Below are 25,827 nucleotides of genomic sequence, written 5' to 3'. Positions count from 1 at the left end.
GACGGATGTAATCCGTCGGCTGGTTGCGGTACAGTCTTGCCATGCAGCAGATCATTGAGCTCCTGGCAGTCGTGTTCAGCGCGCTCTACGGCGTGCTGCTCGCGCGGCGGCTGAAGCTGGACTTCGTCGGCGTGTACAGCCTGGCGTTTATCGTGGCGTTCGGCGGCGGCACGCTCCGCGACCTGTTCCTCGACCGCCACCCGCTGTTCTGGATCGGGGCGCCGCACTACCCGGTGATTGTGTTCGGGATGTCGATCGTCGCGTTCTTCCTGCCCCCGCTGTCGGAACACACCGAGCGGAGCCTCAACATCCCCGACGCGCTCGGCTTCAGCTTCTTCAGCGTGTCCGGCGCGGCGGCGGCGCTCGCCGAGGGCGCGCCGGTGTTCATCGCCGCGATGATGGGCGCGGTGACCGGCACGTTCGGCGGCGTCATCGCCGACACCCTCTGCAACCGCATCCCCAGCCTGTTCCGCCCGTCGACGCCGCTCTACGCGACCTGCTCGTTCGTCGGGGCGTTGCTGTACATCGCGCTCAAGGAGCTGCCGGCGATCAAGCCGGTCGCGGCGCCGATCGCCGTGGCGTTCATCTTCCTGTTCCGCCTGGCCGCGCTCCGCTTCGACTGGCGGCTGCCGGCCTACTCCGACGGGTCCACCGACGCGCCGGACGACGACCTCACTGCCTAGGCGGCTGCCGCCGACTCGTCGCGGAACCCCATCCTCCGCTTACTCGGGCTGCCGGTTACGATTAGTCAACCAGCTCGATCTCGGTCGGGCGCCAGCTCTTGTCGAAGAACGGCTGCAGTGGACTGTAGAGCCGCAGAATGGTGAACCAGCCCTTCTCTGGGTCGGTCTGAATCCAGTTGCCGCGGTCAACGCCCTCGGGCTGTTCGGGGCCGAAATAGACGGTGGTCGAGCCGTCTGGGTTGGCCTTCGCGGCGGGCGAGGGGTAGCCCTGGCTGCCGGCGCGGGGGAACCGCTGCGGCGTGGCCAGCATCGAGCGGGTCTGCATGTCGTACAACGTGAAGGACCAGAACTTCTCGGCGGGGACGTCCTTGGGCAGCGTGACCTTGTAGGTCTTGGCGCCATCGAAGAAGTTCTTGTCCGCGTCCATGGTCGCCATCAGGTACTGCGACCCGACGCCGGTCAGGCGCATCGCCATCGCCGGAGTGATGCCGGTGACGGCGTAGAAGAAGGCCGACCGCGCGTCCATCGTCCGGTAGCCGGTGGGCGGGTGCAGCTTGATCCCCTCCTTGGTGACCTGGGGGATCGGGGTCTCGAACTGGTAGCCGGTCACGAACAGCCAGTTGTACCAGGAGGAGCCCTCGTAGTAGTACCAGTCCTTGTGCCGCGGCTTCATGAACATCGTCCGCGAGCTGGCGTTGGCCAGTGTGACGGCCCCCTCCATGATCCGCTTCATCCGCGCGTCCGGCTTGAAGGGCTGCCCCTTCTTGATGCCGATCGCGGCGACCGGGCCCATCAACTCGGCGTCGAGCGACGTAGCCGGCTCGCTCTGCACGACCTCGTTGAGCAGCTCAAAGTACCCCCAGTCGGTCGGCGGGACCGTGTTCATCACCTTGCCACTGCCCTCGTGAAACACCGTGGCCGGCGGAGCCTTCACGGGAGCCAGTGGCGCCTTGCCCGCCAGGAAGTCGGCGAGCGGCGTGCCCAGCCCGCCTGGCGTGTAGGGATAGACCTTCAGCGTCTTGCGGATCGTCTCGACGACCGGCTTGGGGTCCTTGCCATCCTGCAGGTACGACCGCCCGAACCAGAGGACCGTGTTCGTCTTGGCGTGCGCGACGTTGAACGTGCCGTCGGGCAGCGCCCCGTCGTAGCCTGGCGGCACAATCAGGTACTTGCCGCCCTCACCGCGATCGGGCCCCGGCAGGCCGAGGTCGATCACCCACCCGAACCAGGCGTCCTGCACGGTGCCTAAGAATGCGGGCGGCGACTCGATGACCATCGGGCCCTTGGTCAGGTCCAACGCTCCCATCGCGTAGATCGTATCGCAATTCGCCGTTAGGAACAGCGAATTGCTGTCCATGAGCTCGGAGAAGATAAGCACCTCGCCGTCCTTCACGCCGGCGTCCTGCAGCCCCTTGTGGAGAGCGGCGATGCTCACGCCCCGCATGTTGTCCATGACGGCGCGGTACGCGTATGTGAAGTCGGCCAGATCGTAGGCCTTGGCGGCGGTCGCCTCGTTCGGTGCCCCATTAGGGAACTCAAAGGACCCGAGGGGCGTTTCCACCAGCTCAGGGGTCGTGATCGCGGTCGGGACCGAAGGCTCCGCTTGGGCCGAGGCGAACGCCGACAGCGTCACAACGACGGCGGTGAGGAGGTGCTTCGAATCGCGACTGCTGCGGGCCATGGGGGGTGTCCCTTGATGAGGCTCAGGTGGAGGTAGAAAGCGCATAACGCATGCGAAGTATAGCCCGCGGTTCGGGACCCCGCTATCAATCATCGCCCGCGCCTCGAGAGGCCTAGCGATTGCACTCAGGAGGCTCCTCGTGCCACGCCGACGCATACCGAATGCGTCCGCGGTTGTGAAGTTTTGAGGAAGCCTTCCTGGACCCTCCGCCGGCAGCGCAGACCGCTGGCAAACCTTAACGCCCGTGCGGGAATTCCGGGAGAACCTTCCCGCACGACCCGAACTATCCAGTGCGGGCGCGGAACCCCTACGCCCGGACCAACCCCCACCGGCGAGCGGCTAGCATGCGAAAGACCTTCTGCCTGTGCACGGCGCTCGCCTGGGCCTGCTTCGCTCAGTCCGCGAGTGCGCAGTCGTTCGGGGTTGAGCTGCACGGCACGGTCACCCCCGCCGCGGGCGGTATGGGCGGGGTGAGCATCGCCCAGCCCCAGGATGTGCAGTCCACGCTGACCGGCAACCCCGCCACGCTCTCGCGTTTCCGCGGGACCCAATTCAGCGTCGGCGCCGGCTGGGTCGAGCCGACCATCAACCTCGACAACGACGCCACGCTGCCGCTGGCGGGTGTGTCGCCGTTCGACGCCAAGTCGAGTCAGCCCGGCAGCTCGCTCGTCAACATCGCCGTGTCGCAGGACTTCACGGCGTTCGACCTGCCCGCCACCGTTGGGTTGGGCCTACTCACCGGCGCCGGGCTCGGTGTGAACTACCTCGACGCGAGCGGCAGCAACGGCTCGGCCGCCAGCCTGCTGGTGCTCAACGTCCCGCTGGGCGTTGGCGTTCAGGTCACCGACCGCCTGGCGGCCGGCGCCCAGATGGCCGTGTCGACCAGCGTGCTGGACGGCCCGTTCTCGGGGCTCGGCGCCGCGACGACCGCGTACGGCCTGCGCGGCAACCTGGGCCTCACCTACAACGCGACCGACTGCACCACGCTTGGGTTCTACTGGATGACCAAGCAGAGCTTCCGGTACGAGGACGCCGTGCGGCTGAGCCTCGGCGGCGGGGCGTTCTCCACCGTGCAGGACGTGCAGCTCGATCTGCCAGAGACCTTCGGCTGGGGCGTCTCGAACAACCGCCTGATGGACGGCCGGCTGCTGCTGGCCAGCGACATCCTTTACAAGCGGTACTCGGAGTGCGACTTCTTCCGCGCGATCTGGGACGACCAGTTCGTGTTCCAGTCGGGCGTGCAGTACTCCGTGCGGCCCAACCTGAAGCTGCGACTGGGGTACGCGTACGCCGAGAACAACATGCGTGACGCGGCGGCGGCGGCTGTCGGCGGCGTGATCCCTCCGGACGGGCTGCCGGCGGTTCAGTTCATCCAGGCGCAGTTCCCCTCGATCAACCCCCACCGCATCTCCGGCGGCGTCGGCGTCCGCGACCTGCTGCCGGGCGTCGACCTGGACCTGAACGCCGGGGGCATGTTCCGGGCCGCCGACACGTTCGGCCTCTCCAGTGCGGACGCTGAGTCGTACTGGATCGCGCTCGGCATGACGTGGCGGTTCGAGCGCGGGTCGTGCCGGCGGCTGCCGGCGCCCGACCGCTGGTAGGCGGGCGCTCCTCTTCACTCCGTCACGCGGCGTCAAGCGGCTACGGGTCGCTCTCGCCCGCACGCTCTTCGCCCAGTGGCACGGCGGCGGCCGGCTCGCTGGTGTAGGCGCCAACCAGCCGCGAGATAAAGATCGCCAGGTAGAACATCCCCACGAGCGCCTCGGCGAGCGTCAGCACCCGGGCGATGTTCGAGGCCGGCACGATGTCGCCAAAGCTGTTGGCCGTGATCACCTGCAGGCTGAAGTAGACGGCCAGGAACCCGTCGAGCCTGGCGCCCTCGCCCGCGGTCGTGGGCAGCTGAAACGCGTGGGGGTCCCACTTGCCGAGCAGCGTGTAGAACATGCTCCAGATAATCGCGGTCAGCAGAAGCACCGAGATGGCCGCGCAGAGCACCTCGGCGTTCACCTGGGGCGCAACGATGACGAACCTGAGCAGATGCCACCCCACGTAGGCGACAAACAGGATGGCGGCAAACTGGCAGACCTCCGTCGGGAGGAAGCCCGGCCAGAAGTGGTCGATCCAGCGGGTGAGCAGAGCGGGCGCGACGAGCAGCGCGGCGATGGCGTGCGTGCGCCGTCGATTGCCGACCGCGCTGACGCCGGCGAGCAGCACGCCGGTGAACGCGACCGACTCAATGAGATCGCCGTAGGAGAACTGGTCCACCACAGGCTGAACCGCGAACAGCACCCCCAACGCGATCAGCAAGTGCGCCACCGACAACCGGCGCCGACCCTCTCGTTTCATTGCCTCTGCCTTCGCGATGCCTGCGGTGCTTGTCCCAACGCGGCCTGACATCTTAGCACGCCCGCGCCCGGCAACGCAGCAGGCAGCGACCCCCGCCGTGGGGCGCCCGCCCGCTTCCGCCGCCCGACCCCGGAACGGCGCAACCCGCACAGGCAGACCGCCGGGCGGCAAGCGGGGTCCGGCTAGCGCATCGGAGCGATTGGCGCGCGGGGTGCGGCCAATCAGGCTGAGGAGAGGCTCCTTGTATCACTCTTCACAGCCTCACTTTTCTGCGGTCCGACATGCAGCGTCCCCTTTCAACCCTCGAATCCCCTGCCGCCGCGCCGGCGCTGATGCTCGCCGGCGTGACGATGGTGGCGCTCGCCGTGCTTGGCAGCGGGCTGGCCGAGCTAACCGGCGTGGCATTGATTGCACTGGGGGCCGGGGTGGCGTTGGTGGACCGCGTCGCGCCGGCGCGACGATTCGAGTGGCTGCTGCTGCACATCGGCGTCTACACGGCGCTGTACCTGGTGTTCTTTACCAGCCGACTCGACTCACACGGACTCACGCCGCTGCTGCTGGCGGACGCGGCGTGCAGCGTCGTTCTGTTGGGGCTGCTCGCAAAGCTGGTCGTGCGCAGCAGTTAGGGCGCCGGCGGCGCCACACACAGCGCCTGCTACCGCAGGGCCTATCATTGCCGTCGGAGGGTGAGCCACGGTACATTCCGGTTCGGGACCCAAGCGTACCCTTACCGGTCTGCCCAACCTCACCCACGGATGACGCCATGACTGCCCGCCTCGGTTGCTTCGCCGCCTGCCTGTCGCTGATCGCCACACCGCTGCTGGCAGACGAGTGGCCCCAGTGGCTCGGCCCCGACCGCGACGCCAGCTACCACGAGCAGGGCGTGACCACCCAGGTGCCCAAGTCCGGCCTGCCGGTCAAGTGGCGGGCGCCGTCGGCGCACGGCTACGCCGGGCCCGCGGTGGCCGACGGCAAGGTGTTCCACTTCGAGTACGAGATCACCGAGGGCGAACTCACCTACTCGGCCGGCCGGCCCGACGAACTCAAGGGCATTGAGCGCATCCGCTGCCTCGACGCCGAGACGGGCGACGAGCTGTGGAAGCACGAATACGAGCGCGACTACCGCGTGTCGTACGGCGGCGGCCCCCGCTGCACGCCAACCGTCGACGGCGACCGCGTCTACACGCTCGGCGCGATGGGCGACCTCAAGTGTCTGTCGACCGCCGACGGCAGCGTCATCTGGGAGAAGAGCTACAGCGATGACTACAACGCGGCGGTTCCCATCTGGGGCCACTCCGCGCACCCGCTGGTGGACGGCGACACCCTGTACTGCGTTGTCGGCGGGCCCGGCAGCGAGGCCGTCGCGTTCGACAAGCTCACCGGCGAGGAGAAGTGGAAGAACCTCGAACCGAGCGGCGACGGCCCCGGCTACTGCCCACCGGTCATCATCCGCGCCGGCAACCAGCCGCAGCTCTTGATCTGGTCGCCAGAGAACCTCTACGCCCTGAAGCCGCAGTCCGGCGAGGTGATCTGGAGCCTGCCGGCCAAGCCGTCATACGGCATGTCGATCATGCGTCCGCAGAAGCAGGACGACAAACTCTACGTCAGCGCTATCGGCGGTCTGTCGGTGCTGATGCAGCTCAAGCCGGATGGTTCGGACGTCGAGGTGGAGTGGTCCGGCGGCGCCAGCGACAGCCTGCAGGCCGCCAACGTCACGCCCATCTTCACGGCGGAGGCCATCTACGGGCCGGACTGCCAGAGCAGCGAGCTCGTCGCATTGAATCCCGAAGACGGCTCACGGATGTGGGCCACTATGCAGCCCACCCTGGGCGAGGGTGGGCGGGGCCGCCACGGCACCGTGTTTCTGATCCGCCACACCCCCTCGGGCAAGTACTTCTTGTTTAGCGAGAAGGGCGACCTCATCACCGCCGATCTGACCCCCGAGGCCTACACCGAAACCGGGCGCCAGCACGTGCTGGAGCCGACCAGCTCGTCGTTCGGTCGGCCGGTAGTGTGGAGCTGCCCCGCGTTTGCGCAGCAGGCGATGTTCGCCCGCAATGACAAAGAGATTGTCTGCGTGGACCTCTCGGTGCAGTAGTAGCCGTCGGGCGGGGCGCCCCCCATCTGGCGTGGCGCGAATTCGCCAACCGCCGCGCCACCCAGCGGGTGCAGATTTAGGCCGCATTTGGAGCCGCTACAGGCGACAACGCACCTGTCTGCGCCAACCCGAGGCGCTGGTTGGTGACACGGTGACCCCCATCGGCTAGAGTCGAGGGGTTCGGTCCGTGCTTTCCGCAAGCGGGCCGGTCGCGCACGGTAGCAGATCTTCTCGTGCCGCGACTGCTGCCTCAGGCGGATTGGCAGACCCGTGACCCCAGATCAGTACGCAAAAGTCCGTAGCATCTTCCTCGAGGCCTGCGACCTCGAGAAGGCGGAGCGAGACGCGTTTGTCGCCACCGCGTGCGACAACGATGACGCGCTCAAGCAGGAAGTGCTGTCGCTGCTTGAGTACCACTCGCCCGACACGCTCTTCCGGGGCGACTCCGACACCAACCTCCCCCACCCCAGACGGGTCACCGAGCAGGCGCGGCAGGAGTGGGTCGGCCGGCAGATCGACAAGTACACCGTCTCACGGGTGCTCGACTCCGGCGGCATGGGCACCGTACTCGAGGCCCACGACGCCGCGATCGACCGCCACGTGGCGATCAAGGTGCTCCACCCCGACCTGGCGCGGGACGAGTCGATGCGGCGGCGTTTCACCGCCGAGGCCCGCGCCGCAGGGCGGCTCAGCCACCAGAACGTGGTGACCATCTACGAGGTCGGGTCCGAGGGCGACCACCACTTCCTGGTGATGGAGTACGCCGAGGGGGGCAGCGCCGACGACCACATCCGCGCCCGCGGCGCCTACCCGCTCGCCGAGGCGACCCGCATCATCACCCAGGCCTGCCAGGGCCTGGCGGCCGCGCACGAGGCCGGCCTGGTGCACCGCGACATCAAGCCCGCCAACCTGCTGCTGCGGGCGGACGGGGTGGTGAAGGTTTCGGACTTCGGCATCGCCAAGCTGGCCAACGACGACACCGAACGCCTGACCGCGCTGGGCCAGTTGGTCGGCACGCCCAACTTCATGAGCCCCGAGCAGTGCGAGGGGACCACCGTCGACTTCCGTTCGGACGTCTACTCGATGGGCGCGGCGTTCTACACCCTGCTCACGGGCCGCTACCCCTACGGCGACTGCACCGGGCTGCTGAGCCTGATCAACGCGCACTGCAACCTGCCGCCGCCCGACCCCCGCGACCTGGACCCCGGCGTGCCGGCATCCCACGCGGCGGTCATCAAGCGTGCGATGGCCATCCGCCCCGAGGACCGCTTCGCCGACGCCTCGGAGATGCTCGCCGCGCTCCGGTCGCTGGACACCGACGCGCCGCACGAAGACCATCGCCCCAACCGCCGCACTATCGCCACGGGCTTGGCCGGCGTCGCGTTGGCGGCCGCGGCCGGGGTGGCGTACCAGCTCTGGCCGCGCCGCGGTGACCGTGGCGGGCTCCTCGGCGCCGGCGGGCCGGTCACCATCAAGGTGGCCCACAGCACGGAGAAGGCCGCCTGGTTCACGTGGGCCGCGGCCGCCTTCGCCCGGACCCGCGCGGGACGCGACATAAAGGTTGACCTGCTGAGCATTGGCTCGCTCCGCGGCGCCAGCCGCGCGTTGGACGGTTCGCGCGAAGACCCCATCCACGTCTGGTGCCCCTCCAGCTCGCTCTACCAGGCGGAGTTCGAACGCCGTTGGCGCGAACGCCACGGCGGCGCGTCTCCGCTGGTGAACCTTGGCGCCGTGGCGCTCACCCCCATCGTGCTCGTGATCTGGAAGGACCGGCTCGACGCGGTCGAGCGGGCGTACGGCGAGTTCGGCCTGGCGGCCATCGCCCATGCGGTCGCCGCCGAGGAGGGCTGGGAGACCATCGCCGCGGAGCCCGACTGGGGCGACTTCAAAATCGGTATCGCCGACCCGGAACAGACGATCAGCGGCCTCGCGATGCTGTTCCTGATGGCCTACAACTACCACGACAAACGCCGCGGCCTCACCCGGGCGGACGTCGTCGACCCCGGCTTCCACGACCTGCTCAGCCGCTTCACCGTGCACCTGTTCGACACCCTTGGCAGCCTCCCCTCCGGGTCGCGGCAGCTGATGTCGCAGATGGTGCTGGAGGGCCCGGGCCGCTACGACTGCGCGGTGGTGTACGAGAACCTGGCGCTGCACAATCTCGAGGTGGCCGGGGGCCGGTGGGAAGAACTGCGGGTCGTCTACCCGGAGCTGAACTTCCTGAACGACAACCCCTACTACCTGCTCAACGCCGACTGGACCGGCCCCGCCGAGAAGTCGGCCGCCGAGGCGTTCGCCAAGTTCCTTATGACCGAGGCGGTCCAGGAGCAGGCCATTGAATTCGGCTTCCGGCCCGGCAACGTGAAAGTCAGCTGCCAGCAGCCCGACTGCCCCTTCGTGCGGCTACAGCACCTGGGCGTGCGGCCCGTAATCGACCGCCTGTGCGAACGCCCCAAGCAGCCGGTCGTGGCGGAGCTGCAGTCGGAATTCACCAAGCTGCGTGACCAGCACACGCCCTGACGCCAGGCGCCACAAGGTGTGCCCGGTTACCGACCGCGTGGCCCCAGCGGGTTACGATGCCTCCAGACATCGAACCGCCGCACGCCACCTCGACACCCCGGAGCCCTGCATGTCCGCCCGTACAACGTTCACCTCGCTGCTTGCTCTCGCGCTGCTGCCCGCCCTCGCCCTCGCCGCCGACTCCAAGAAACCGGCCGACCCGCCCACGCGTGACAAGCCAATCAAGGTGGGCGAGAAAGCCCCGACGCTCACGCTCACCAGCGAGGCGGGCAAGAAGGTCGACCTGGCCAAGGTGTACCAAGACGGGCCAACCGTGCTGGTGGTGCTGCGCGGCTACCCGGGCTACCAGTGCCCCGCGTGCTCGCGACAGGCGGCGGGCTTCATTGGCGCCGCGGATAAGTTCAAGCAGGCCGGTGCAAAGGTTGTAATGGTCTACCCGGGCGGCGTAGCGAATCTGGGCGAGCGGGCCGGGGAGTTCCTGGCGGCGCAGAAGCGGAGCGAGAAGTCGCTGCCCGAGCCGGTCGTGATGACGCTCGACCCCGACTACCAGCTGACCAACGCCTATGGCCTCCGCTGGGACGCCCCCCGCGAGACCGCCTACCCATCGACGTACATCATCGGCAAGGACGGCAAGGTCACGTTCGCCGAGGTTAGCCGCACGCACGGCGGCCGCGTCGCGGCCGACAAGGTGCTCAAGGAACTCGGCAAGAAGAAGTCGTAAGCCGCGGGGCGGTCGCCGTTATTGCCTGACAATCGTCTGCAGCGGCGGGGCCACACGCTCGTCGTGCGTGGTGAAGTCCTCGCCCACCAGCGCCGCGGCGGTCGCCGCAAACTGCGCCTGAGTTGCGTGGGCGTTCTCGACCACGCCCAGCGGCGGCACGCCCGGCCCGAGCGCGGCCATCCACATCCGGTCGCTGCCCGGCAGGTCGGCGCCGTGGTTCTTCCAGCCCTCACGCCCGCTGCCGCGGCCGTGGTCGGTGGTGATCAGCAGCGCGGTCTTGCCCCGGTACCGGGGCGTCGACTGCAGCGTTGACCACAGCTCGCGAAGGTAGTCGTCCGACCGCCGGGCGGAGTCGAGGTACAGGTCGTAGCGGCCCTTGTGGCACCAGTCGTCGGTCTCGCCGAGCGCCAGGTACAGCACCCGCGGCTGTTGGTCGCGCAGGCAGGCCATCGCGCCGCGGAAGGTAAACAGGTCGTACCGCACGCCGTTCCAGACGCGCGGCAGCTCGGACGCGTACCGATTGAGCTGATCGATCTCCGCGGCCGACTGCTCGGCGAACGCCTTGAGCGGCTGCCAGCCCGCGTTGACATAGAACCCGCACCGCTTGGCGTTGATGATGTGCTCGAACCGGTCCCACGAGCCGAACGCCGCCACGCTCCCCTTGAACCGAGGCTTGCGGTGCAGCCACTCCAGCACGGTGGTGTTCTTGTTGTAGTTCGCGTCGTTGGAGTCGATCTCCGGGTCGCCGAACCCGCACAGGATCTCGTTGTAGCCCGGGTACGAGAAGAACCGACCGTTGGTGCACGCCACGCTGCTGCCGTGTTCCGGGTCGCCGACAAGCTGGCCCTGCTCGGCGACGGCGCCCCACACAAACGGCATCAGCAGCCGCCGCCGCGTCTCGGGCGAGTCGGCCCAGAACCGCTGCCGCGTGAGCCGCACGTCGTCCACGCCGCCGGCGTCCTTGTCGATCAGCATCTCCTCGGCGCCGGTGAACAGCTCCTGCCACCGCAGCCCGTCCAGCGTGACCAGCACCAGGTTCTCGGCGACCTCGGCTGCCGACGAAACCGAGACCGGGAACAGCACGAGCAACGACAGCAACGGCTTCAGCATGAGAGCGCTCCGTGGGCCTGATTGATTCGGGCCCGCCAGTATAGGCCGCCGGACCGCCGCCCGCATCCAACGACAACCGAGTACGCAAGATCTTCATCGACGCGGTCAAGGCGGTTGCGCAGGCGGGTCGTGTGTGGCTCGCAGAAGCTGCGCCCAGCTCATCAGCCCAGGGCGTTAGCCCCCGGTTCGTGCCGGAGAGTTCCGTTACCACCGGTGGGTTCGCCTACGTCCGTTTGGGCCGACTCCCACTAAGGCAGGGCGCCGCGCGGGCGGCCACGCCGCCGAGCCCGGCCAGGAAGAGCACCGCGGCCAACGCCGCCGCGGCGGGCTCTGGCGCCGTGGCCGGCGTCGCGGCTGATGCGGCGGCGCCGTAGTTGTCACGCCAGTCGTCGTAGGCCGACAGCGGGTACGGCGCGCCGAGTCCGTCCCGCCACACGGTGTAGTCGGCCGCGTCGACCGCGCCGTCGAAGTTGAAGTCGCCGGCAAGCGACAGGCTCTTGGGGGCGGCGTTGAGATCACCGGCCAGACCGTGATCGGTCCACGGGGTATTCTTGGTCAGGTCCCAGCTCGCGAAATCATAGCCGCCGGAGTCGTTCGCCACCCCGAACGCGATCTTATTGAACGCCAGCGTGAAGGCGTCGTTGAGGCCCGCCGCGGAGGACTGGGTGGAGTAGTCGAACACGAACGCGCGGTCGAGCTTCCACGCGGCCATCGGCTCCAGGCCCTTCTCGCCCTGCGTTAGGTAGAACACCAGCACGTCCCCCAGGCTGTTGCCGTTGAGCGCGTGCTGAAAGAGGGTGGCGGAACCGGCGCCGGTCGGCTTTGTGAGGCTCAGGCCCTCTAACTCGCCCACACCGATGTTGATGTCCTCTGTGCCGCCCTTGCCTCCTTCTGGCGGATCACGCGTGATCGAGGCGCCCACGCTGTGCAGCGTCAGCCAGTCTTTCCACCCGGGCACGTCGAAGTCGCCCGCTACCGGCTGGTCGACCAGCCGCATGGCGATCTGACCCTCCGCCGCGGCGTGGCAGAACAACGGCGCAAGGAAACCCAGCAGCAGACGGGTTGGCAAACGTAACCTGCGCATGACGAGCCTCCGACAAGACACAAGGCGCAGCCCCGCTGCAGTATCCGCCTCCGCCGGGCGCAGATCAATTAACCCGATCGGGGGTGCGGAAGGGTGTCGGGCCGCCGGAATACTGGCTGATGGGATGCGTGAGACGACACGAGAGGGGTGACCCTACCGGCTGTGCAAAGTCTTCGAGAATTGACGCGTCAGAGCGTGACAGAAATCGCGTTTTCCGGCCTGCAGCGGCTAAGATTGACCCACTTGGGCGTTGCGGTAAACTGGACCGTTGTCAGGGGCGTCTGACTCTCTTCGAGTACGGAACCATGTTGGTGCACAGGCTTGCGGCGTCGTTGGCTTTGTTTCTCTGTTGCGCTCCGCTATCCGCGTTTGAGCTGCCCTGGTGGGTCGACTCGGTCACCGTTACGCAGCCCGGGCTGGGCGGCGTGGGCGCAATCCAGCTGGAGGGCGTGTGGTGGGACACCGCCGCGCCCGACGCCATCAGCCACGGCGTGGTGGACGGCGCGCTGCACCTGACGCTCGCGGCCCCCGGCCTGGCCGGCGCGGGCGATGCGCTCACCCCGTGGACGCTTACCGAGGAGTTCGGCCCGCTCACACCGGGCATCAATGGGATCACCGGCTCGGTGTTAAATGTCCACCCCGAGGACCGCGGCATCCGCGAACTCGTTTCCGGACCCGACTTCCTGGGCTGGATCTACCCGCCGCCGCGGGGTGAGTTCCACGGGCTGGGCGCGCTGCACGACTCGGCCTACGTCAGCGCGGCGTTCGACGTGTCGGCCGACGGGCGGGTGGTGACCGGCCACAACGAGCTGGCGCCGGGCGCCGCCGGCTTCATCACCCGCGAGGCGTTCGCGTGGTCGCCGTCGACCGGCATGGTGTCGATCGGCCTGCTGCCGGGCGGGTCGCCGGGCGGCAGCAGCGGCTACGGCGTGTCCGCCGACGGCAACTTCATCGTGGGCGAATCGTCGATCCGCCGCGACGTGTTCCATAACCAAGAGGCGTTCCGCTGGTCGCTCGGCGGCGGTATGGAGCCGCTCGGAACGATCCACGAGTACTCCTCCTTCAGCGAGGCCCGCGCAACTTCACGGAACGGCCGCGTGGTGGTGGGCGTGGACGAGTTCTACCCGCCGACCGCCGGCCCCGGCTCCATCGCCCCCCTGCCCTTCGGTTCGCTCCGCCGCGCGTTCCGCTACACCGACGAGACCGGCATGCAAGACCTGGGAGTGCTGCCCGAGTACGGCGACTACTCCACCACCGAGGGCGTGGACGTCTCGGCCGACGGGCGGGTGATCGTGGGCAACGCACAGCGCGGCGCCAACCCGCTGGCGTTCGAGCCGTTCTACCCGGACCTCGCGCAGCCCTTCGTGTGGACCCGCGAGGGTGGCATGAAGGGGCTGGGCAACCCGGAGCGTTTCTTCCCGGCCATCTTCCCGCCGCCGCAGCAGGAGACCACCGCCAACGCGGTGTCGGGCGACGGCAAGGTGGTGGCCGGCGTCGACCGCGTTCACTGGGGGCCGAACGTCGACGCGGCGTTCCCGTACGCCGAAGAGCGCGCCGTGCTGTGGACCGAGGAGGATGGCTGGCAGGACCTGGCGCCGTTCCGCATGCCCCCCGGGCCGGAGTTCCTTGGCTCCGAGGCGATTGACGTCTCGGACGAGCAGCGCCGCGTGGTTGGTCACGCGTACCTGTACGCCACCGACGCCGCGGTGACCGTAGTCGACCCGTACAACCTGCAGGGCGAGATCGACGAGTACGGACGGCTGCAGGTCCCCTTCCTGTGGGACCGCGAGCGCGGCATGCGCCCCCTGGCCCGCGTGCTGGCGGGCGACTACGGCCTCGACCTGGAGGGCTGGCGGCTGTTCGAGGTGGGCGCCATCAGCGACGACGGCACGACCATCGTCGGCACGGGCGTCAACCCGGACGGCGTGCAGGAAGCCTGGCGGGCCGTGCTGCACCGTGACACCCGCCCCGGCGACGCCGACTTCGACGGCGATGTCGACAGCCGTGACCACGAGATCCTGGCCGCCAACCTCGGCATGAGCGCCGCAGACGCAGAGGTCTACTGGATGTACGGCGACTTCGATCAAGACGGCCTGGTAGGCCCGTCCGACGTAGCGCTGCTGCTGGCCAACTACGACGGCCGCAGCCAGGGCGACTTCAACGGCGACGGCGTGGTGGACGCCGCCGACTACACGGTCTGGCGCGACCACCGAGGCGACGAGTCCGGCATCGCCGACAGCAACGGCGACAACCAGGTGACCGACGCCGACTACCAGGTCTGGCGGGCGAACTACGGCCTGGTGCTGAGCGGGGGCGTCGCGACCGAAACGGCGCCCGAGCCGACGGCTGCTTGGCTGCTCGCGCTGTCGGCCCTCGCCCGCGTACGCCGCCGCCGCTAGCAACCACCGTCGAACCCCAGCGGCCGCGGATGCCCACCAGCGATCAGCTCCTCGGCTTTGTGCTGGCGTCCGCCGTTTTGATAGCCGCCCCGGGGCCCGACAACCTGGGCGTGGTAAGCCTGGGCGTGTCGCGCGGGCGGCGGGCGGGCGTGGGGTTCGCCATCGGCTGCGCGCTGGGCTGCCTGACGCACACGCTGTGGGCGGTGGTGGGCATCTCGGCGCTGATCGCCGCGTCCGACGCCGCGTTCACGCTGCTCAAGATCGCCGGCGCCGGCTACCTGCTGTACCTGGGCGTCGGCGCGCTGCGGAGCGGCGGGTCGTTCAACCAGGCCACCGGTGAACGCCGGGCCCCGGCGGTCAGCATGGCGCCCTACCTGTTGCGGGGCTTCCTGGCGAACGCGCTCAACCCGAAGGTGGCGTTGTTCTTCCTGGCGTTCCTGCCGCAGTTCATGGACCCCGCACGGCCGGCGGCGCCGCAGGCCGCGGTGCTGGGCGGGCTGTTCTGCGTGATGACGATGGCCGCGTTCGGCACGCTGGGCGTGTACGCCGGAGTCGTGGGCCAATGGCTCGCGGAGCGCGCTGGACTGGGCCGCTGGCTCGACCGCGCCGCCGGTTGCGTTTTTGTCGCGTTGGCGGGGAAGCTGCTGTGGGCCAAACGTTGAGTAGGCCCCTGTCCAGCGGCGTCGCAGCTAGGCGTTGGCGAGGAGCGGCTCGTCCGGCGCCTCGGCGCCTGTGCAGATGCCGGCTTCGCCCGTCCGCGTCAGCAACTCGTTCGCGATCGAGATAAAAACCGGGCTAAACTTGCTGCCGTACTTGCCGCGGAACGACTTGGGCTGAGAGTCAGGGGCCTCAAGGGCTCGCGAAATCTTGCTGGAAAGCGGGACCACGGTGTCGAACGGCGCTGGGAATCGGTAACCGTCGAACTCCCCATGCTCTGCCGCCTTGATAACTTTCCGGTGCTGAGCGTCCTGCTCCCTGCACATCGACCAGAGCGTGCCGAGCGGTCGCCGCCGGAACCCATCCTTCCTGAGCTTCTCAACGAGCCAGTCGGCGCCTCGGAGCGACAGACGGTTCGGCTGGGAGGGGATCACATACGCGTCAGAGAGGCGGAGCAGAAACTTTACCTGGTACGCCAGACTGGGCGGGCAATCGATGATCACGTAGTCGAAGTTTGAAGCAATCCAGTTCCCGAGTTTCTTGCGGTGCTTGGTCACCATCGCCTGGAATTCTTCCAGGCTGGCGTACTCGCGGAGTCGAGCGGAGTACCGATCGAAGAAGTCGTTGATCCGGACCGACGACGGGATCACCGAGAGGTGGGGGAGCCCGCCGTTGATGTCGGAGGCTTCGCCCGCCACGAAGCGGTCGATCCTTGCCGGGTCAAAGTCGACCTTCAGCATGTCCAGCATCAGGTCGTGGAGAGTCCGGCGCCGGCGCTCGAGTTCTTCCATCCGTGGCTCGCCCAGCAACAACTCCGTAGCGGTGCACTGGTGGTCCGCGTCGATGACGAGCGTCGTCTTTCCGTGCGAAGCAAGACACTCCGCGATCGCCACCGCGTTGGTGGTCTTCGCGACCCCGCCCTTGAGGTTGATGAATGCGATGACTGGCATGGCCGGGTCTCGTTGTGGTGAAGGCGATGAGCAAGAGCGCCGACAGGCTGCTGCTCTTCAAAGCCTAGCACACAATGATGCAGTTGACCGCAACGCGTTGCAGCCGCCACACGCCGCACAACCCAACCATGGACGCGGCGCAGAAACCCTGCCGCCAACAGCCTGCAGGAACCTCGCCGAACGCAGCGAGGCCGCACAATTACCGGGCCAGCAGGGCGGATCGCCGGCGTCTGAGGGCCAAAAACGTCGCTGCGGCCCACAGGCCCGCCGCCAGCGTGCCCGGTTCCGGCACCCGCGACGCCACCCGGAAGCCAATGGGGTCGCCCCCCAGCGAGGGCGATACCTGGCCCCTCCAAGTGGCGTCGAGCCAGATGTCGACCTCAAAGTACGCGCCGCCGCGGGCGCCGCGGGACTCGAGCGTCGAGTCGTTGACGAGATCGTAGGCGGACTCCTCCATCTCAACCACGTTGCCGGTCTGGCCCATCGTGCCGTACGGGCTGAGCACGCCGGCGTTGGTCACCTCGTGCGGCTGCGAGACGCCGAAGCCGTCACGCCGCACGACCTCGAAATCGGGGTCGTTGGCGAAGTCGATGCCGTCGGGCAGGTCGTTGCTGCCGGTGGCGTAGTCGTAGTACACGCCGGCGGCCGGGTCGTAGTAGGCGGCCTTGTACCACTCGTCGGTCGTCGGGAAGAAGTACTTGGCCTGCGTGTTGCGGTACGGGTTGGCGGGGTCGTAGCCGTCGTCGCCCGGCGCCCAAAGTTCGAAAAACGCCTCGCGCGGGCCGCCAAACTTGTAGGCCGGCGCGTGCCCGGTGCTGGTGTTCAGCCAGTTCACCACCCGGGCGGCGTCGATCCACGTGATGTTGGTGACCGGCCGGTCGGGCCCACGGGCCGAGTGGTCCAGTGGACGCCCCATGGCCGTTATGGCCTTCTCGACAATCGACTCGGAGATCTCGTACTTGCCGATCCGGTACGAGTAGTCGACCGACCCGGCAGGGTTGGGGACGCCGGTGACGTCCGCCGGGTTGCCGGGGTCGCCAACCGTAACGAACTCGATCTCGAACGCGTCCGCGCCGCTGCCAAACTGGTCGGCGCAGGCGTCGGCGGCCAGGGCCGCCAACGCCAGGAAACAAGCCGTGTGCCTCATAAGCCGCCTCCAATCCCACCGAGCCCCTGCAAGAAGTCCGCTTCAGTCTAGCAGGATCGGGTGCGCCGCACCGTACTATTCCCACCGGGCGGGCGGACTGCGGCCGCGGACGCAGCACGCGGCGAGCACCGCCAGCAGGGCCGACGAAGCGGGCGCCGGCGCGCCGACCGCCGCGGAGGCGGCCGCCACCCCGTAGTTCTCTCGCCAGGCGGCGAGGTCCTCGATGGTCACCTGCCCGGACGTGGCAACCTCATTCGGCAGGCCAATCGGCAGGCCCACGTTGTCCCGCCACACGGTGTAGTCGGCGGCGTCCACCACGCCGTCGGAGTTGTAGTCGCCGGTCAGGGCGCCCGCCTGGACAGACAACTGCAGGTCGTTCGCGCCGACGCCGACCTGCCAGTACAGGCCGTCGGCCAGCATCGGGAGCGACTGTGACGCGAAAGCGCCCGACAAGCCGCCGGCGGCCGACAAGAGCGTGAACGCGTCGCCCGCCTGCGGGATCCACCGCTCGTCGGGAGAGGTGATCTTGAGCCGCCCCCCCAGTTCGGCGGCGCCGCCTACCACCACCGCCGCTCCGGAGGTCGCAAGCTGGTCGAGCGCAAGCTCAAGCATCAGTACCGATGAGTCCGCGAGCGCCAGCTCGCCGGTCACTTCGATCTGGCCGCCGGTCGTCTCCAGCCGGCGCTGGTTCACAAGGTCCTCGTCCACAACGCGGAGCAGCGACCCTGCCTCGGCGCGCAGCACGCCGTGCTGCTGGAAGTCGGAGGTGAATATCGACAGCGTGTGCCCGTGCTGGGCGACGAAGCGGCCGTAGTTGGTCAGCAGGGCCGGTTCGGGGTCGAGCTGATAGAAGTACCGCCCGCCGACATAGCCATCGCCCGCGTCGGTGCGTACGGTGATGCCCTGTTCGACGGTCAAGCCGCTGTTGGTCGACTGCCCGGGCGAGATGTGCAGCATGTTGACCCGCGGGTAGGGGTGGCCCTCCTGGTAGTTGTCGATGCGGTTGAAGACCACCTCGCCAACGCCGGCAAGCACCTGTGGCTCGGCGAACTCAAGCCGGCCGTCGCCGAACTCGCTGCCGTTGGGCACGCCGATCGTGACCGTAGCGCCATCGAGCGTCAGCCCACCGCGGACCGCCATGGTTGTATCGCCGATCGAAACCGGCAACGCGAGGGTCACGTTGTCGGCGAAAGTCGCCTGTCCTGAGAAAGACCCGTACCCATCGACAATGGTCAGCCGCGCGCCGGGTTCGCCCTCGAGTCGGCCGCCGACAACCCCGTTGGTGCGTAAGATGGCCATCTGCCAGTCGACGCCCGCCGCGAGGGCGGTGGTCTGACCGGTGTTGAACAACGTTCCGGCGAGTTCCACGGCGCCCGACCGCAGGTCGCTGCGGGCGATCATCTCGCGGAGGCCCGGCTGGTTCCTGGGGGGTTCAAGCCGCAGAACGCCGCCGTCAACTCCGAAGCGGCCCTCACCGGTCACGCTCCCATGGACTTCGACCTTCGCACCGGGCAGCACCAGCAGATCGGCGTCGAGCTGCAGCGAGTCCAGCTCGGTTGTGGTCGGGACGCCGGCGAGGCGCGGACGCGCCTCAAGCGGGTGGCCATCAGCCGAAGCGACTACGCCGCCCGCAAGCGTGCCACCGCGGAGCGTGAACCGCTGCCCCTCGATGTCGGCCAGCGTGAGGGTTTGCCCCTCCAGGTCGATCCTTCCCCGATGGGTCCCGTACTCGCTGCCCGCACCGCGGGGCGCTTGGTGCAGCTCGGCGAGCGTGACCGAATCGCCCAGGATGAGTGAGTTGGTGATCGTCACGGTCCCTGTTCCGTCAACGTCATAGTCGCCGATCAGGGCCTCGCCGCCGTCGATGACGATGGCGCCGTCGTTCAGGATGTGGTTGTAGAACCCGATGACGCCCCCCTGCTCCGCCCGGATCTCGCCGCCCGCTAGGTTGTTGATTGTCGTGTGCGGGTTGGACCGGAAGCGGCTGTCGACCGAGTAGATGACGCCGCCGTTGCGGGCGATCATCTGGCCGTCGTTGTTCACGGTGGCGGTGGAGGAGGGGAAGATCACGCCCCCGTCGGCCTCCGCGACGCCGCGCAGGTTGTACTCGCCGTACAGCAGCCGGTGGGCGGCGCCGCTCTCGGCCAGCAGCTTGACGCCAGCGCCGATGGTCAGGGAACCGTCAACGTCAAACCAACCACTGCCGAACGCAGACCGGATCACGCCGGCGCCGTCGATCGTGTGGTCGCCCCGGACGTCGATCGCCCAGGCGGAGGTCCACTGGCCGTTGATGGTCAGGTCGCCCTCCAGCCGGACGTTCGAGTACTGCGGGCTATCGACGTCGCCGTTCACCACCACGTCGGCGAGGGTCGACTCGTAGATCACCAGCGGGGAGTTCGGCGCGTTCACAACGCCGCCAGAGACGCTCGCCCCGTACAGCTCCCATTGGCCGCCCGTCAGGTTGAGCGTGCGGCCGGCGTTGTCGATCTGGCCCCACAGCGAGACCATCCCCCCCAGGTTCTCGATCGGCCCCAGGTCATCGAGCGAGGTGATCGGGTCGAACTGCAGCCGCAGCAATCCGCCCGGCTGGGCCCGCATCACGCCACCCAGCCGGTGGAGGATGACATCGGCGTCGGCGATCTCCAGCCGGCCGCCGTCGCGGGCCTCGATCACGCCCTCGTTCACCAAGTTGAGCGGCGTCACGCGGAAGCTTGCCCCGAAACCGTCTCCCTCGGCCGCGATCACCCCCTGATTCACCGTGTTGGGCGACATGAACTGCGCACCGCTCTCGCCGATCAGCTCAACTCCCGCCCGCAGCCGCAGGCTCGAGTTGTATGTCGGCTGCACCCATCCGCCGCCGTGGCTCTTGAGGGCCACCGTGCCGGGACCTCGGAGCGCGACCGGGAAGTCGCCCTCGCGCGGCAGCAGCGAGCCGAACGATTCGATCGTGTGGCCCTGCAAGTAGACCGTGCCGCCGAGGACGCCGGTCTCGCCTGCGGGGACCACAAGGTCCTCCGTCAGGGTGGTATCGGCAATCAGAACCTCTGCCTCCGCCAACGGCGTCGACAGCAATGCGGCAGCGAGAACAACAACTTGTAGCACGCGGGGCGGCATGACCTAATCCCTGGCGAACCGGCGGCAAGCCAGCCGGGCTCATCGAATAGGCCTTCAATCTAACGACTGACCGGCGCCTGCGTCTACAATTCACGGAACCTCAACGATTCTTCGTAGCTACCAGACGTGTAGCGCGGTCAAATAGCGGTTTATCGGATCTGTCTGAGGCGATGACGGGGACCACGGTGGACGACGAACTAGTAGGAGGCGACCAGACAAACGCCACGGCGGGCGACGCGCCCATCGGCGGGCGGAGCTGGCTGCGTCGCGTGCGGCGGGGGTTGTTCCGCGGCGTGCTGACCGTGGCCGGCTTCTTGGTTTGCTACGCGCTGTTCCTGCTGGTGGGGCTGGTCCCGATGAACCGAGGCTACACGCCGCTCGCGGATGGGATCGAGGTATTTGTGCTGGAGAGCCCGGTTCACACCGACCTGATCCTGCCCATCAAGAACGACCTGTGGGACTGGAGCGGTTCGATCCCCGCCACCGACTTCCCGGAGAACCCCGCCTGGGCGACGCACTACGCCGTCGGCTGGGGCGACCGCGGCTTCTACCTCGAAACGCCCACCTGGGCCGAACTCAAGGTGAGCACCGCGCTGGTCGCCATGTTCTGGCCGAGCGACACCGTGGTGCACGTGTCGGCCTGCACGGCGCCCGACCCGCAGCGCGGCGCCGTGCGAGCCGTGCTGGCGCCGGACCAGTACCGCAAGCTGTGCGAGGAAATCGCCGCGTCGTTCGCCGGCGACCGGCCCGAGCGGATCGACTTCTCGTACGGGCGGTTCGATACGTTCTACAAGGCCGGCGGCGCCTACCACTGCTTCTACACGTGCAACAGCTGGGCCGGCGCCAAGCTGCAAGCGGCGGGCGTGTCGACACCGCTGTTCACGCCGCTGCCGGGACAGGTGGGGATGTATCTGGAGCCAGCGCCGCATGAATGAGCCTGCTAGCAGCCGATCGCCGCCGGGCGGCTAACGTGCGCGGCGAAGATTGGTCGATACCCGACCTACGGGCCGTCAGCGGGCGGCCGGGGCGACCACAGGGGGGCGAGATGCAGGTAGGCTCGGCAAGCGAGGGGTTGCTGCTCCAGCAGGCGAATCAGCGGCAGCAAGACCACGAGGTCCAGGCGGTGTTCAGCGAGGTGCTGCAGTCTGCCGGCCGGCAGGGATACGCGTCCGCAGGGCCGCGCGGCGACCACGCGCCGCTGGCCGAGAGCGCGTCGGCCGCGTGGGAGGACTGGTTCGACAGCCAGCGCGTCGGCGGCCGGTACGCCAGCGTCGAGGACGCCGGGCGGCTCCGATCGGGGTATAGTGAGCTGATCGCCCGCGCGCATGCCGAGGGCGGCTACGAGGCGCCCCGCCAGTTCCTCGATTCGCTCACGCCCGACGAGCTGGCCGTGGTGCAGCGCGTGCAGGCGCTGGCCGACCCGATCGACGTCGGCGCGCTGACCGAAGAGGGCGCGCTCAACCTGCTGCTGCCGCCTGCGGCGCAGGTCGACCTGAACCACGACGGCCTCACCCGCTCGGGCGTGGCGTACGGCATGCGGTTCCCGGACAGCAACACGCCGCCGGGCGTGGCGGCCGCGTGGGAGGAAGCCACCGCCGGCATGACGCTCGGCGAGCGGATGACCTACGAGCTGCAGATGCTGACCCCGCTGTTAACTGCCAACATCCACCTGAACCCCGACGGCACGTTCTCGCACCGCAGCGAGCCGGGCGACCCCGACTACCGCAACCCGTTCGCCGACCCCGGCTACTCGTACGCCCAGGCCGCACAGGACCAGCTAGACCACCTCGACTTCAGCCGGCCGTGGATCACCGCCGAGCAGTACGACCGCGGCGTGGCGTTCTGGTCACGGCTGAAGGAGTTGCTGGAGGGATAGGGTGGCGGAGGAAGCACTCCGCTGTCCGTTTCTTGTCGGTCGCCCCACCGGTCACTCGCTCCGCAGGATCTTCTCCATCTTCCTCCCCTTGGCGAGCTCGTCGACCAGCTTGTCCAGGTAGCGCACCTTCTGGGTGAGGGGGTTCTCGATCTCCTCGACCCGGTAGCCGCAGATCACGCCGGTGATGAGGTGCGCGTTGGGGTTGAGCTTGGCGGCGTCGAAGAACTCCTCGAACGTGGCGGCGCCCTTGATGTGCTTCTGCAGCGTGCGCTCGGTGAAGCCGGTCAGCCACTTGATCACCTGATGCAGCTCGTCCACGGAGCGGCCCTTCTTCTCGACCTTCGTCACGTAGTGCGGATACACCGACGAGAAGGTCATCAAGGCGATACGCTCGTCTTGCGATTTGGCCATGGCCGGATCTCGATGGATTGCGAAGGAAAAGAGCTGGACAAAGCCGCCGGCGCCCCCCGTCAGGGGTCGGTATAGCCTACCAATTTAGGTTTGCACATTGGCCCCCAAGGCGGGCCGGCCACGGCATTGCCGCGCCCCACGAAAAAACCGCCGGCTTCCGCCGGCGGTTTCAGGTTTCCTTGTCACGTCAGGCGTGGGATCACTAGCCCCTAGCGCCCAAGCCCTAGCGCCTAAATATCGTAGTACAGGCAGAACTCGTACGGGTGCGGACGCAGGTTGATGGCGTCGACCTCGTTCTTCTGCTTGTACTCGATCCAGGTGTGGATGACATCCTCGGTGAACACGTCGCCGCGGAGCAGGAACTCGTGGTCGGCGGCCAGCGCGTCGAGCGACTCGCCCAGCGAGCCGGGCGTCTTGGGCACCTCGGCCAGCTCCTCGGGAGAGAGGTCGTAGATGTCCTTGTCGAGCGGCTCGCCCGGGTGGATCTTGTTCTGGATGCCGTCCAGGGCGGCCATCATCAGGGCGCTGAACGCCAGGTAGGGGTTGCTGCTGGGGTCGGGGCAGCGGAACTCGATGCGCTTCGCCTTGGGGCTGGGGCTGTACATCGGGATCCGGCAGCTGGCCGAGCGGTTCCGCTGGCTGTACGCCAGGTTGACCGGCGCCTCGTAGCCCGGCACCAGCCGCTTGTAGCTGTTGGTGGTGGGGTTGGTGAACGCCAGCAGCGCCGGGGCGTGCTTGAGAATGCCGCCGATAGCGAACAGCGCCTCGTCGGACAGGCCGGCGTAGCCGTTGCCGGCGAACAGCGGCTCGCCCCCCTTCCAGAAGCTGATGTGCGTGTGCATGCCGGAGCCGTTGTCGGAGAACAGCGGCTTGGGCATGAACGTGACCGTGCGGCCGTGGCGGTGGGCCACGTTCTTCACGATGTACTTGTACTTGCACATGTGGTCGCCCATCGCGACCATCTCGTCGAACTTCAGGTCGATCTCCGCCTGGCCGGCGGTGGCGACCTCGTGGTGCTGGCACTCGACGTCCAGGCCGGACTCGATCATCAGCTGCATCATCTCGTTGCGGATGTCCATCAGCTGGTCGGCGGGCGGGCACGGGAAGTAGCCCTCCTTGTGCCGCAGCTTGTGGCCCAGGTTGGGGCCCTCGTCGGCGCCGCGGTTCCACTCGGCCTCGATGCTGTCGATGCTGTAGAAGCCCTGGCTCGGCGTGTGGTCGAAGCGGACGTCGTCGAAGATGAAGAACTCCGCCTCGGGGCCGATGTAGCAGGTGTCCGCCACGCCGGTGCTCTTCAGGTAGTTGGCGGCCTTGCGCGCGACGTTGCGCGGGTCGCGGCTGTAGTCTTCGCGGGTGATCGGGTCCTGCACGTTGCAGATCATGCAGAGCGTGGGGAGCTCGGTGAACGGGTCGATCCAGGCGCTGGCCGGCTCGGGCACCAGCAGCATGTCCGACTCGTTGATGGCCTGCCAGCCGCGGATGCTGGAGCCGTCGAAGCCGAGGCCGTCCTCAAACACCGCCTCGTCCAGCTTGCCGGCGGGGATCGTGAAGTGCTGCCACAGGCCGGGGAAGTCCATGAACCGGAAATCGATCGCCTTGACGTCGCGCTCGCGACACATCGCCAGAACTTCTTGGGGACTCATCGGCTTCACCCTACCCTTTCAGCGTTCGAGGAAATCGCGGTGCGTAGCGGGCTGCGGGGCCACGCGGCCGCAAGAGCCGGCCCGGCGGCACGGACACGGGGCGCCCGATCCGGGACCGCCGACACGCCGATCGTCGAGAGAAAAGCCACTCGCACGACTCCGCCAAGAGCGCACCTATTACTACCAGAGCGGCCGAGGTATCTCATGCCACAGCGTCAAGCAGTCCGCCCTGCCCTCGGAATCCTAGCCGATCCGGCGTCCCCGGCGGAAGGGCCGGGGCGCGACGCGGCGGGCCCGAGTTGCATAGATCCGGCCCGTCAGCGAAGATTAAAGGTCAGGGCCCCGGGGTCCCTGCTCGCTCCTCTTCCTCCAACGTGACCGCTGAATGGCTAGCCGCCACCTCCGCTTCCTGCCAACCAAGGCGACGTTCAACCTCGGCGAAAAGCTCGGCGCGGGCACGGTGGGCGTGGTGTACCGCGCCACGAGCCCCGACATCGACCACCCGGTCGCGGTGAAGCTGCTGCACCCCAGCGTCTCGGACGACGCGAACATCGTCGACCGCTTCGAGCGGGAGATCATGATCACCGAGCGGATGGAGCACCCGCACATCGTCAAGCACTACGGCGGCGGGCAGATCGACGGCCAGTTCTTCTACGCGATGCAGCTGCTGGAGCACGGCTCGCTGAAGGACCGCATCTCCAAGCACGGGCCGATCCCCTGGCCGCAGGCGGCCGCCTACGCGGTGCAGATCGCCTCGGCGCTGCAGCACGCGCACAACCACGGCATCATCCACCGCGACCTGAAGCCCAGCAACCTGTTCTTCGACGAGGACGGCGACCTCGTGCTGGGCGACTTCGGCATCGCCCGCGACACCTACGACGCCGACATCACCGAGCAGGGCATCACGGTCGGCACCTACGCGTACATGTCGCCGGAGCAGATCACCGCCGACAACAAGATTTCCGGCAAGGCGGACCTGTACTCGCTGGGCTGCGTGCTGTACGAGATGCTCACCGGGTCGGCGCCGTACGTCGGCGCTAACTTCGCGCAGATCTGGGACCAGCACCTCAACAAGAACCCGCCCCACGCCAACGGCGCCAAGTCGTCTATGGGCGGAACCGTCAAATGCCCCGAGTGGCTGGACGACCTCATCCAGAAGCTGCTCGCCAAGAACCCCGCCGACCGCCCCCACAGCGCCCGCGCGGTGCAGGGCGTGCTGCTGCAGCACCTGCTGGACGAGTTCGGCGAGGAGAAGGCCCGCGAGCTGACCAAGGACCAGCCAATGGGCGACACCGAGGCCGAACCCGCGCCCCGCACGTGGGTGATGTGGGTGCTGCTGGGCCTGGTCGCCGCCGGTTTGGCGGCCGCCGCGATGCAGCGCTAGCGC

Annotated in this window: 20 protein-coding genes; 11 read left to right on the top strand and 9 right to left on the bottom strand. The window is 68.1% G+C overall.

The features are described 5' to 3' along the window. Positions 1 to 41 precede the first annotated feature (41 nt). Positions 42 to 683 carry a trimeric intracellular cation channel family protein gene (locus KOR34_RS20675; protein ID WP_146567792.1) on the top strand — a complete coding sequence of 214 codons (642 nt, stop codon included), beginning with the start codon at positions 42 to 44 and terminating at the stop codon, positions 681 to 683. A 61-nt stretch (positions 684 to 744) separates the two neighbouring features. Here the strand turns inward: KOR34_RS20675 and KOR34_RS20670 are convergent, their stop codons facing one another. Then, positions 745 to 2,364 carry a DUF1254 domain-containing protein gene (locus KOR34_RS20670; RefSeq protein ID WP_146567790.1) on the bottom strand — a complete coding sequence of 540 codons (1,620 nt, stop codon included), beginning with the start codon at positions 2,362 to 2,364 and terminating at the stop codon, positions 745 to 747. Positions 2,365 to 2,708: 344 nt separating this feature from the next. Here KOR34_RS20670 and KOR34_RS20665 point away from each other — a divergent pair, with 344 nt between their 5' ends. Then, positions 2,709 to 3,965 (top strand): OmpP1/FadL family transporter, encoded by a 1,257-nt coding sequence (locus KOR34_RS20665; RefSeq protein ID WP_146567788.1) that lies wholly within the window; start codon positions 2,709 to 2,711, stop codon positions 3,963 to 3,965. 40 nt (positions 3,966 to 4,005) lie between these two features. Here KOR34_RS20665 and KOR34_RS20660 read toward each other — a convergent pair whose 3' ends face one another. Beyond that, on the bottom strand, positions 4,006 to 4,710 hold the full coding sequence (locus KOR34_RS20660; protein WP_197531630.1) for a potassium channel family protein: 705 nt from the start codon (positions 4,708 to 4,710) through the stop codon (positions 4,006 to 4,008). Positions 4,711 to 4,991: 281 nt separating this feature from the next. Between KOR34_RS20660 and KOR34_RS20655 the strand changes: the two genes are divergently transcribed. The 4 genes from KOR34_RS20655 to KOR34_RS20640 all read left to right on the top strand — a co-directional run bounded on the left by KOR34_RS20655 (position 4,992) and on the right by KOR34_RS20640 (position 10,049). Continuing rightward, on the top strand, positions 4,992 to 5,336 hold the full coding sequence (locus KOR34_RS20655) for a hypothetical protein (RefSeq protein WP_146567784.1): 345 nt from the start codon (positions 4,992 to 4,994) through the stop codon (positions 5,334 to 5,336). Between the two features lie 137 nt (positions 5,337 to 5,473). Next, on the top strand, positions 5,474 to 6,808 hold the full coding sequence (locus KOR34_RS20650; protein ID WP_146567783.1) for a PQQ-binding-like beta-propeller repeat protein: 1,335 nt from the start codon (positions 5,474 to 5,476) through the stop codon (positions 6,806 to 6,808). 270 nt (positions 6,809 to 7,078) lie between these two features. Next, positions 7,079 to 9,328 (top strand): serine/threonine-protein kinase, encoded by a 2,250-nt coding sequence (locus tag KOR34_RS20645; RefSeq protein ID WP_146567781.1) that lies wholly within the window; start codon positions 7,079 to 7,081, stop codon positions 9,326 to 9,328. Positions 9,329 to 9,437: 109 nt separating this feature from the next. Then, positions 9,438 to 10,049, top strand: coding sequence for a peroxiredoxin family protein (locus KOR34_RS20640; protein ID WP_146567779.1), 612 nt, complete (start codon positions 9,438 to 9,440; stop codon positions 10,047 to 10,049). Positions 10,050 to 10,067: 18 nt separating this feature from the next. On the opposite strand, the gene KOR34_RS20635 is transcribed toward KOR34_RS20640, so the two are convergent. Together KOR34_RS20635 and KOR34_RS20630 are read right to left on the bottom strand one after the other, a co-directional pair. Then, positions 10,068 to 11,159, bottom strand: a complete 1,092-nt coding sequence (locus KOR34_RS20635; RefSeq protein WP_146567777.1) for an LTA synthase family protein — start codon at positions 11,157 to 11,159, stop codon at positions 10,068 to 10,070. 223 nt (positions 11,160 to 11,382) lie between these two features. Continuing rightward, entirely contained in the window at positions 11,383 to 12,243 is an 861-nt protein-coding gene (locus KOR34_RS20630; protein ID WP_146567776.1) for a type VI secretion system tube protein Hcp, read from the bottom strand. Positions 12,244 to 12,548: 305 nt separating this feature from the next. Here KOR34_RS20630 and KOR34_RS20625 point away from each other — a divergent pair, with 305 nt between their 5' ends. Both KOR34_RS20625 and KOR34_RS20620 read left to right on the top strand, forming a co-directional pair. After that, positions 12,549 to 14,642: a hypothetical protein gene (locus tag KOR34_RS20625; protein WP_146567774.1), complete on the top strand. Its 2,094-nt coding sequence runs from the start codon at positions 12,549 to 12,551 to the stop codon at positions 14,640 to 14,642. 29 nt (positions 14,643 to 14,671) lie between these two features. Continuing rightward, the gene (locus tag KOR34_RS20620; protein WP_146567772.1) at positions 14,672 to 15,304 is read left to right on the top strand and encodes a LysE family translocator; all 633 of its coding nucleotides are present in this window, start codon (positions 14,672 to 14,674) and stop codon (positions 15,302 to 15,304) included. Between the two features lie 27 nt (positions 15,305 to 15,331). Here KOR34_RS20620 and KOR34_RS20615 read toward each other — a convergent pair whose 3' ends face one another. The 3 genes from KOR34_RS20615 to KOR34_RS20605 all read right to left on the bottom strand — a co-directional run bounded on the left by KOR34_RS20615 (position 15,332) and on the right by KOR34_RS20605 (position 20,510). Then, the gene (locus KOR34_RS20615) at positions 15,332 to 16,249 is read right to left on the bottom strand and encodes a ParA family protein (RefSeq protein ID WP_146567770.1); all 918 of its coding nucleotides are present in this window, start codon (positions 16,247 to 16,249) and stop codon (positions 15,332 to 15,334) included. A 199-nt stretch (positions 16,250 to 16,448) separates the two neighbouring features. Then, positions 16,449 to 17,396, bottom strand: coding sequence for an SUMF1/EgtB/PvdO family nonheme iron enzyme (locus KOR34_RS20610; protein WP_146567768.1), 948 nt, complete (start codon positions 17,394 to 17,396; stop codon positions 16,449 to 16,451). A 75-nt stretch (positions 17,397 to 17,471) separates the two neighbouring features. Beyond that, positions 17,472 to 20,510, bottom strand: a complete 3,039-nt coding sequence (locus KOR34_RS20605) for a hypothetical protein (protein WP_228714721.1) — start codon at positions 20,508 to 20,510, stop codon at positions 17,472 to 17,474. Between the two features lie 185 nt (positions 20,511 to 20,695). Between KOR34_RS20605 and KOR34_RS20600 the strand changes: the two genes are divergently transcribed. Then, on the top strand, positions 20,696 to 21,445 hold the full coding sequence (locus tag KOR34_RS20600) for a TIGR02117 family protein (protein ID WP_197531629.1): 750 nt from the start codon (positions 20,696 to 20,698) through the stop codon (positions 21,443 to 21,445). A gap of 110 nt (positions 21,446 to 21,555) precedes the next feature. Further along, positions 21,556 to 22,386: a hypothetical protein gene (locus tag KOR34_RS20595; protein WP_146567762.1), complete on the top strand. Its 831-nt coding sequence runs from the start codon at positions 21,556 to 21,558 to the stop codon at positions 22,384 to 22,386. A gap of 51 nt (positions 22,387 to 22,437) precedes the next feature. Here the strand turns inward: KOR34_RS20595 and KOR34_RS20590 are convergent, their stop codons facing one another. Together KOR34_RS20590 and glnA are read right to left on the bottom strand one after the other, a co-directional pair. Beyond that, positions 22,438 to 22,797 carry a DUF2200 domain-containing protein gene (locus tag KOR34_RS20590; protein WP_146567760.1) on the bottom strand — a complete coding sequence of 120 codons (360 nt, stop codon included), beginning with the start codon at positions 22,795 to 22,797 and terminating at the stop codon, positions 22,438 to 22,440. A 230-nt stretch (positions 22,798 to 23,027) separates the two neighbouring features. Further along, positions 23,028 to 24,440: a type I glutamate--ammonia ligase gene (gene glnA / locus KOR34_RS20585; RefSeq protein WP_146567754.1), complete on the bottom strand. Its 1,413-nt coding sequence runs from the start codon at positions 24,438 to 24,440 to the stop codon at positions 23,028 to 23,030. A 385-nt stretch (positions 24,441 to 24,825) separates the two neighbouring features. Here glnA and KOR34_RS20580 point away from each other — a divergent pair, with 385 nt between their 5' ends. Continuing rightward, positions 24,826 to 25,824 (top strand): serine/threonine protein kinase, encoded by a 999-nt coding sequence (locus KOR34_RS20580; protein WP_146567752.1) that lies wholly within the window; start codon positions 24,826 to 24,828, stop codon positions 25,822 to 25,824. The last annotated feature ends 3 nt before the right edge of the window (positions 25,825 to 25,827 follow it).

Source organism: Posidoniimonas corsicana (genome assembly GCF_007859765.1).
GTDB classification, from domain to species: Bacteria; Planctomycetota; Planctomycetia; order Pirellulales; family Lacipirellulaceae; genus Posidoniimonas; species Posidoniimonas corsicana.
This window is presented reverse-complemented; position numbering and strand designations above follow the sequence as displayed.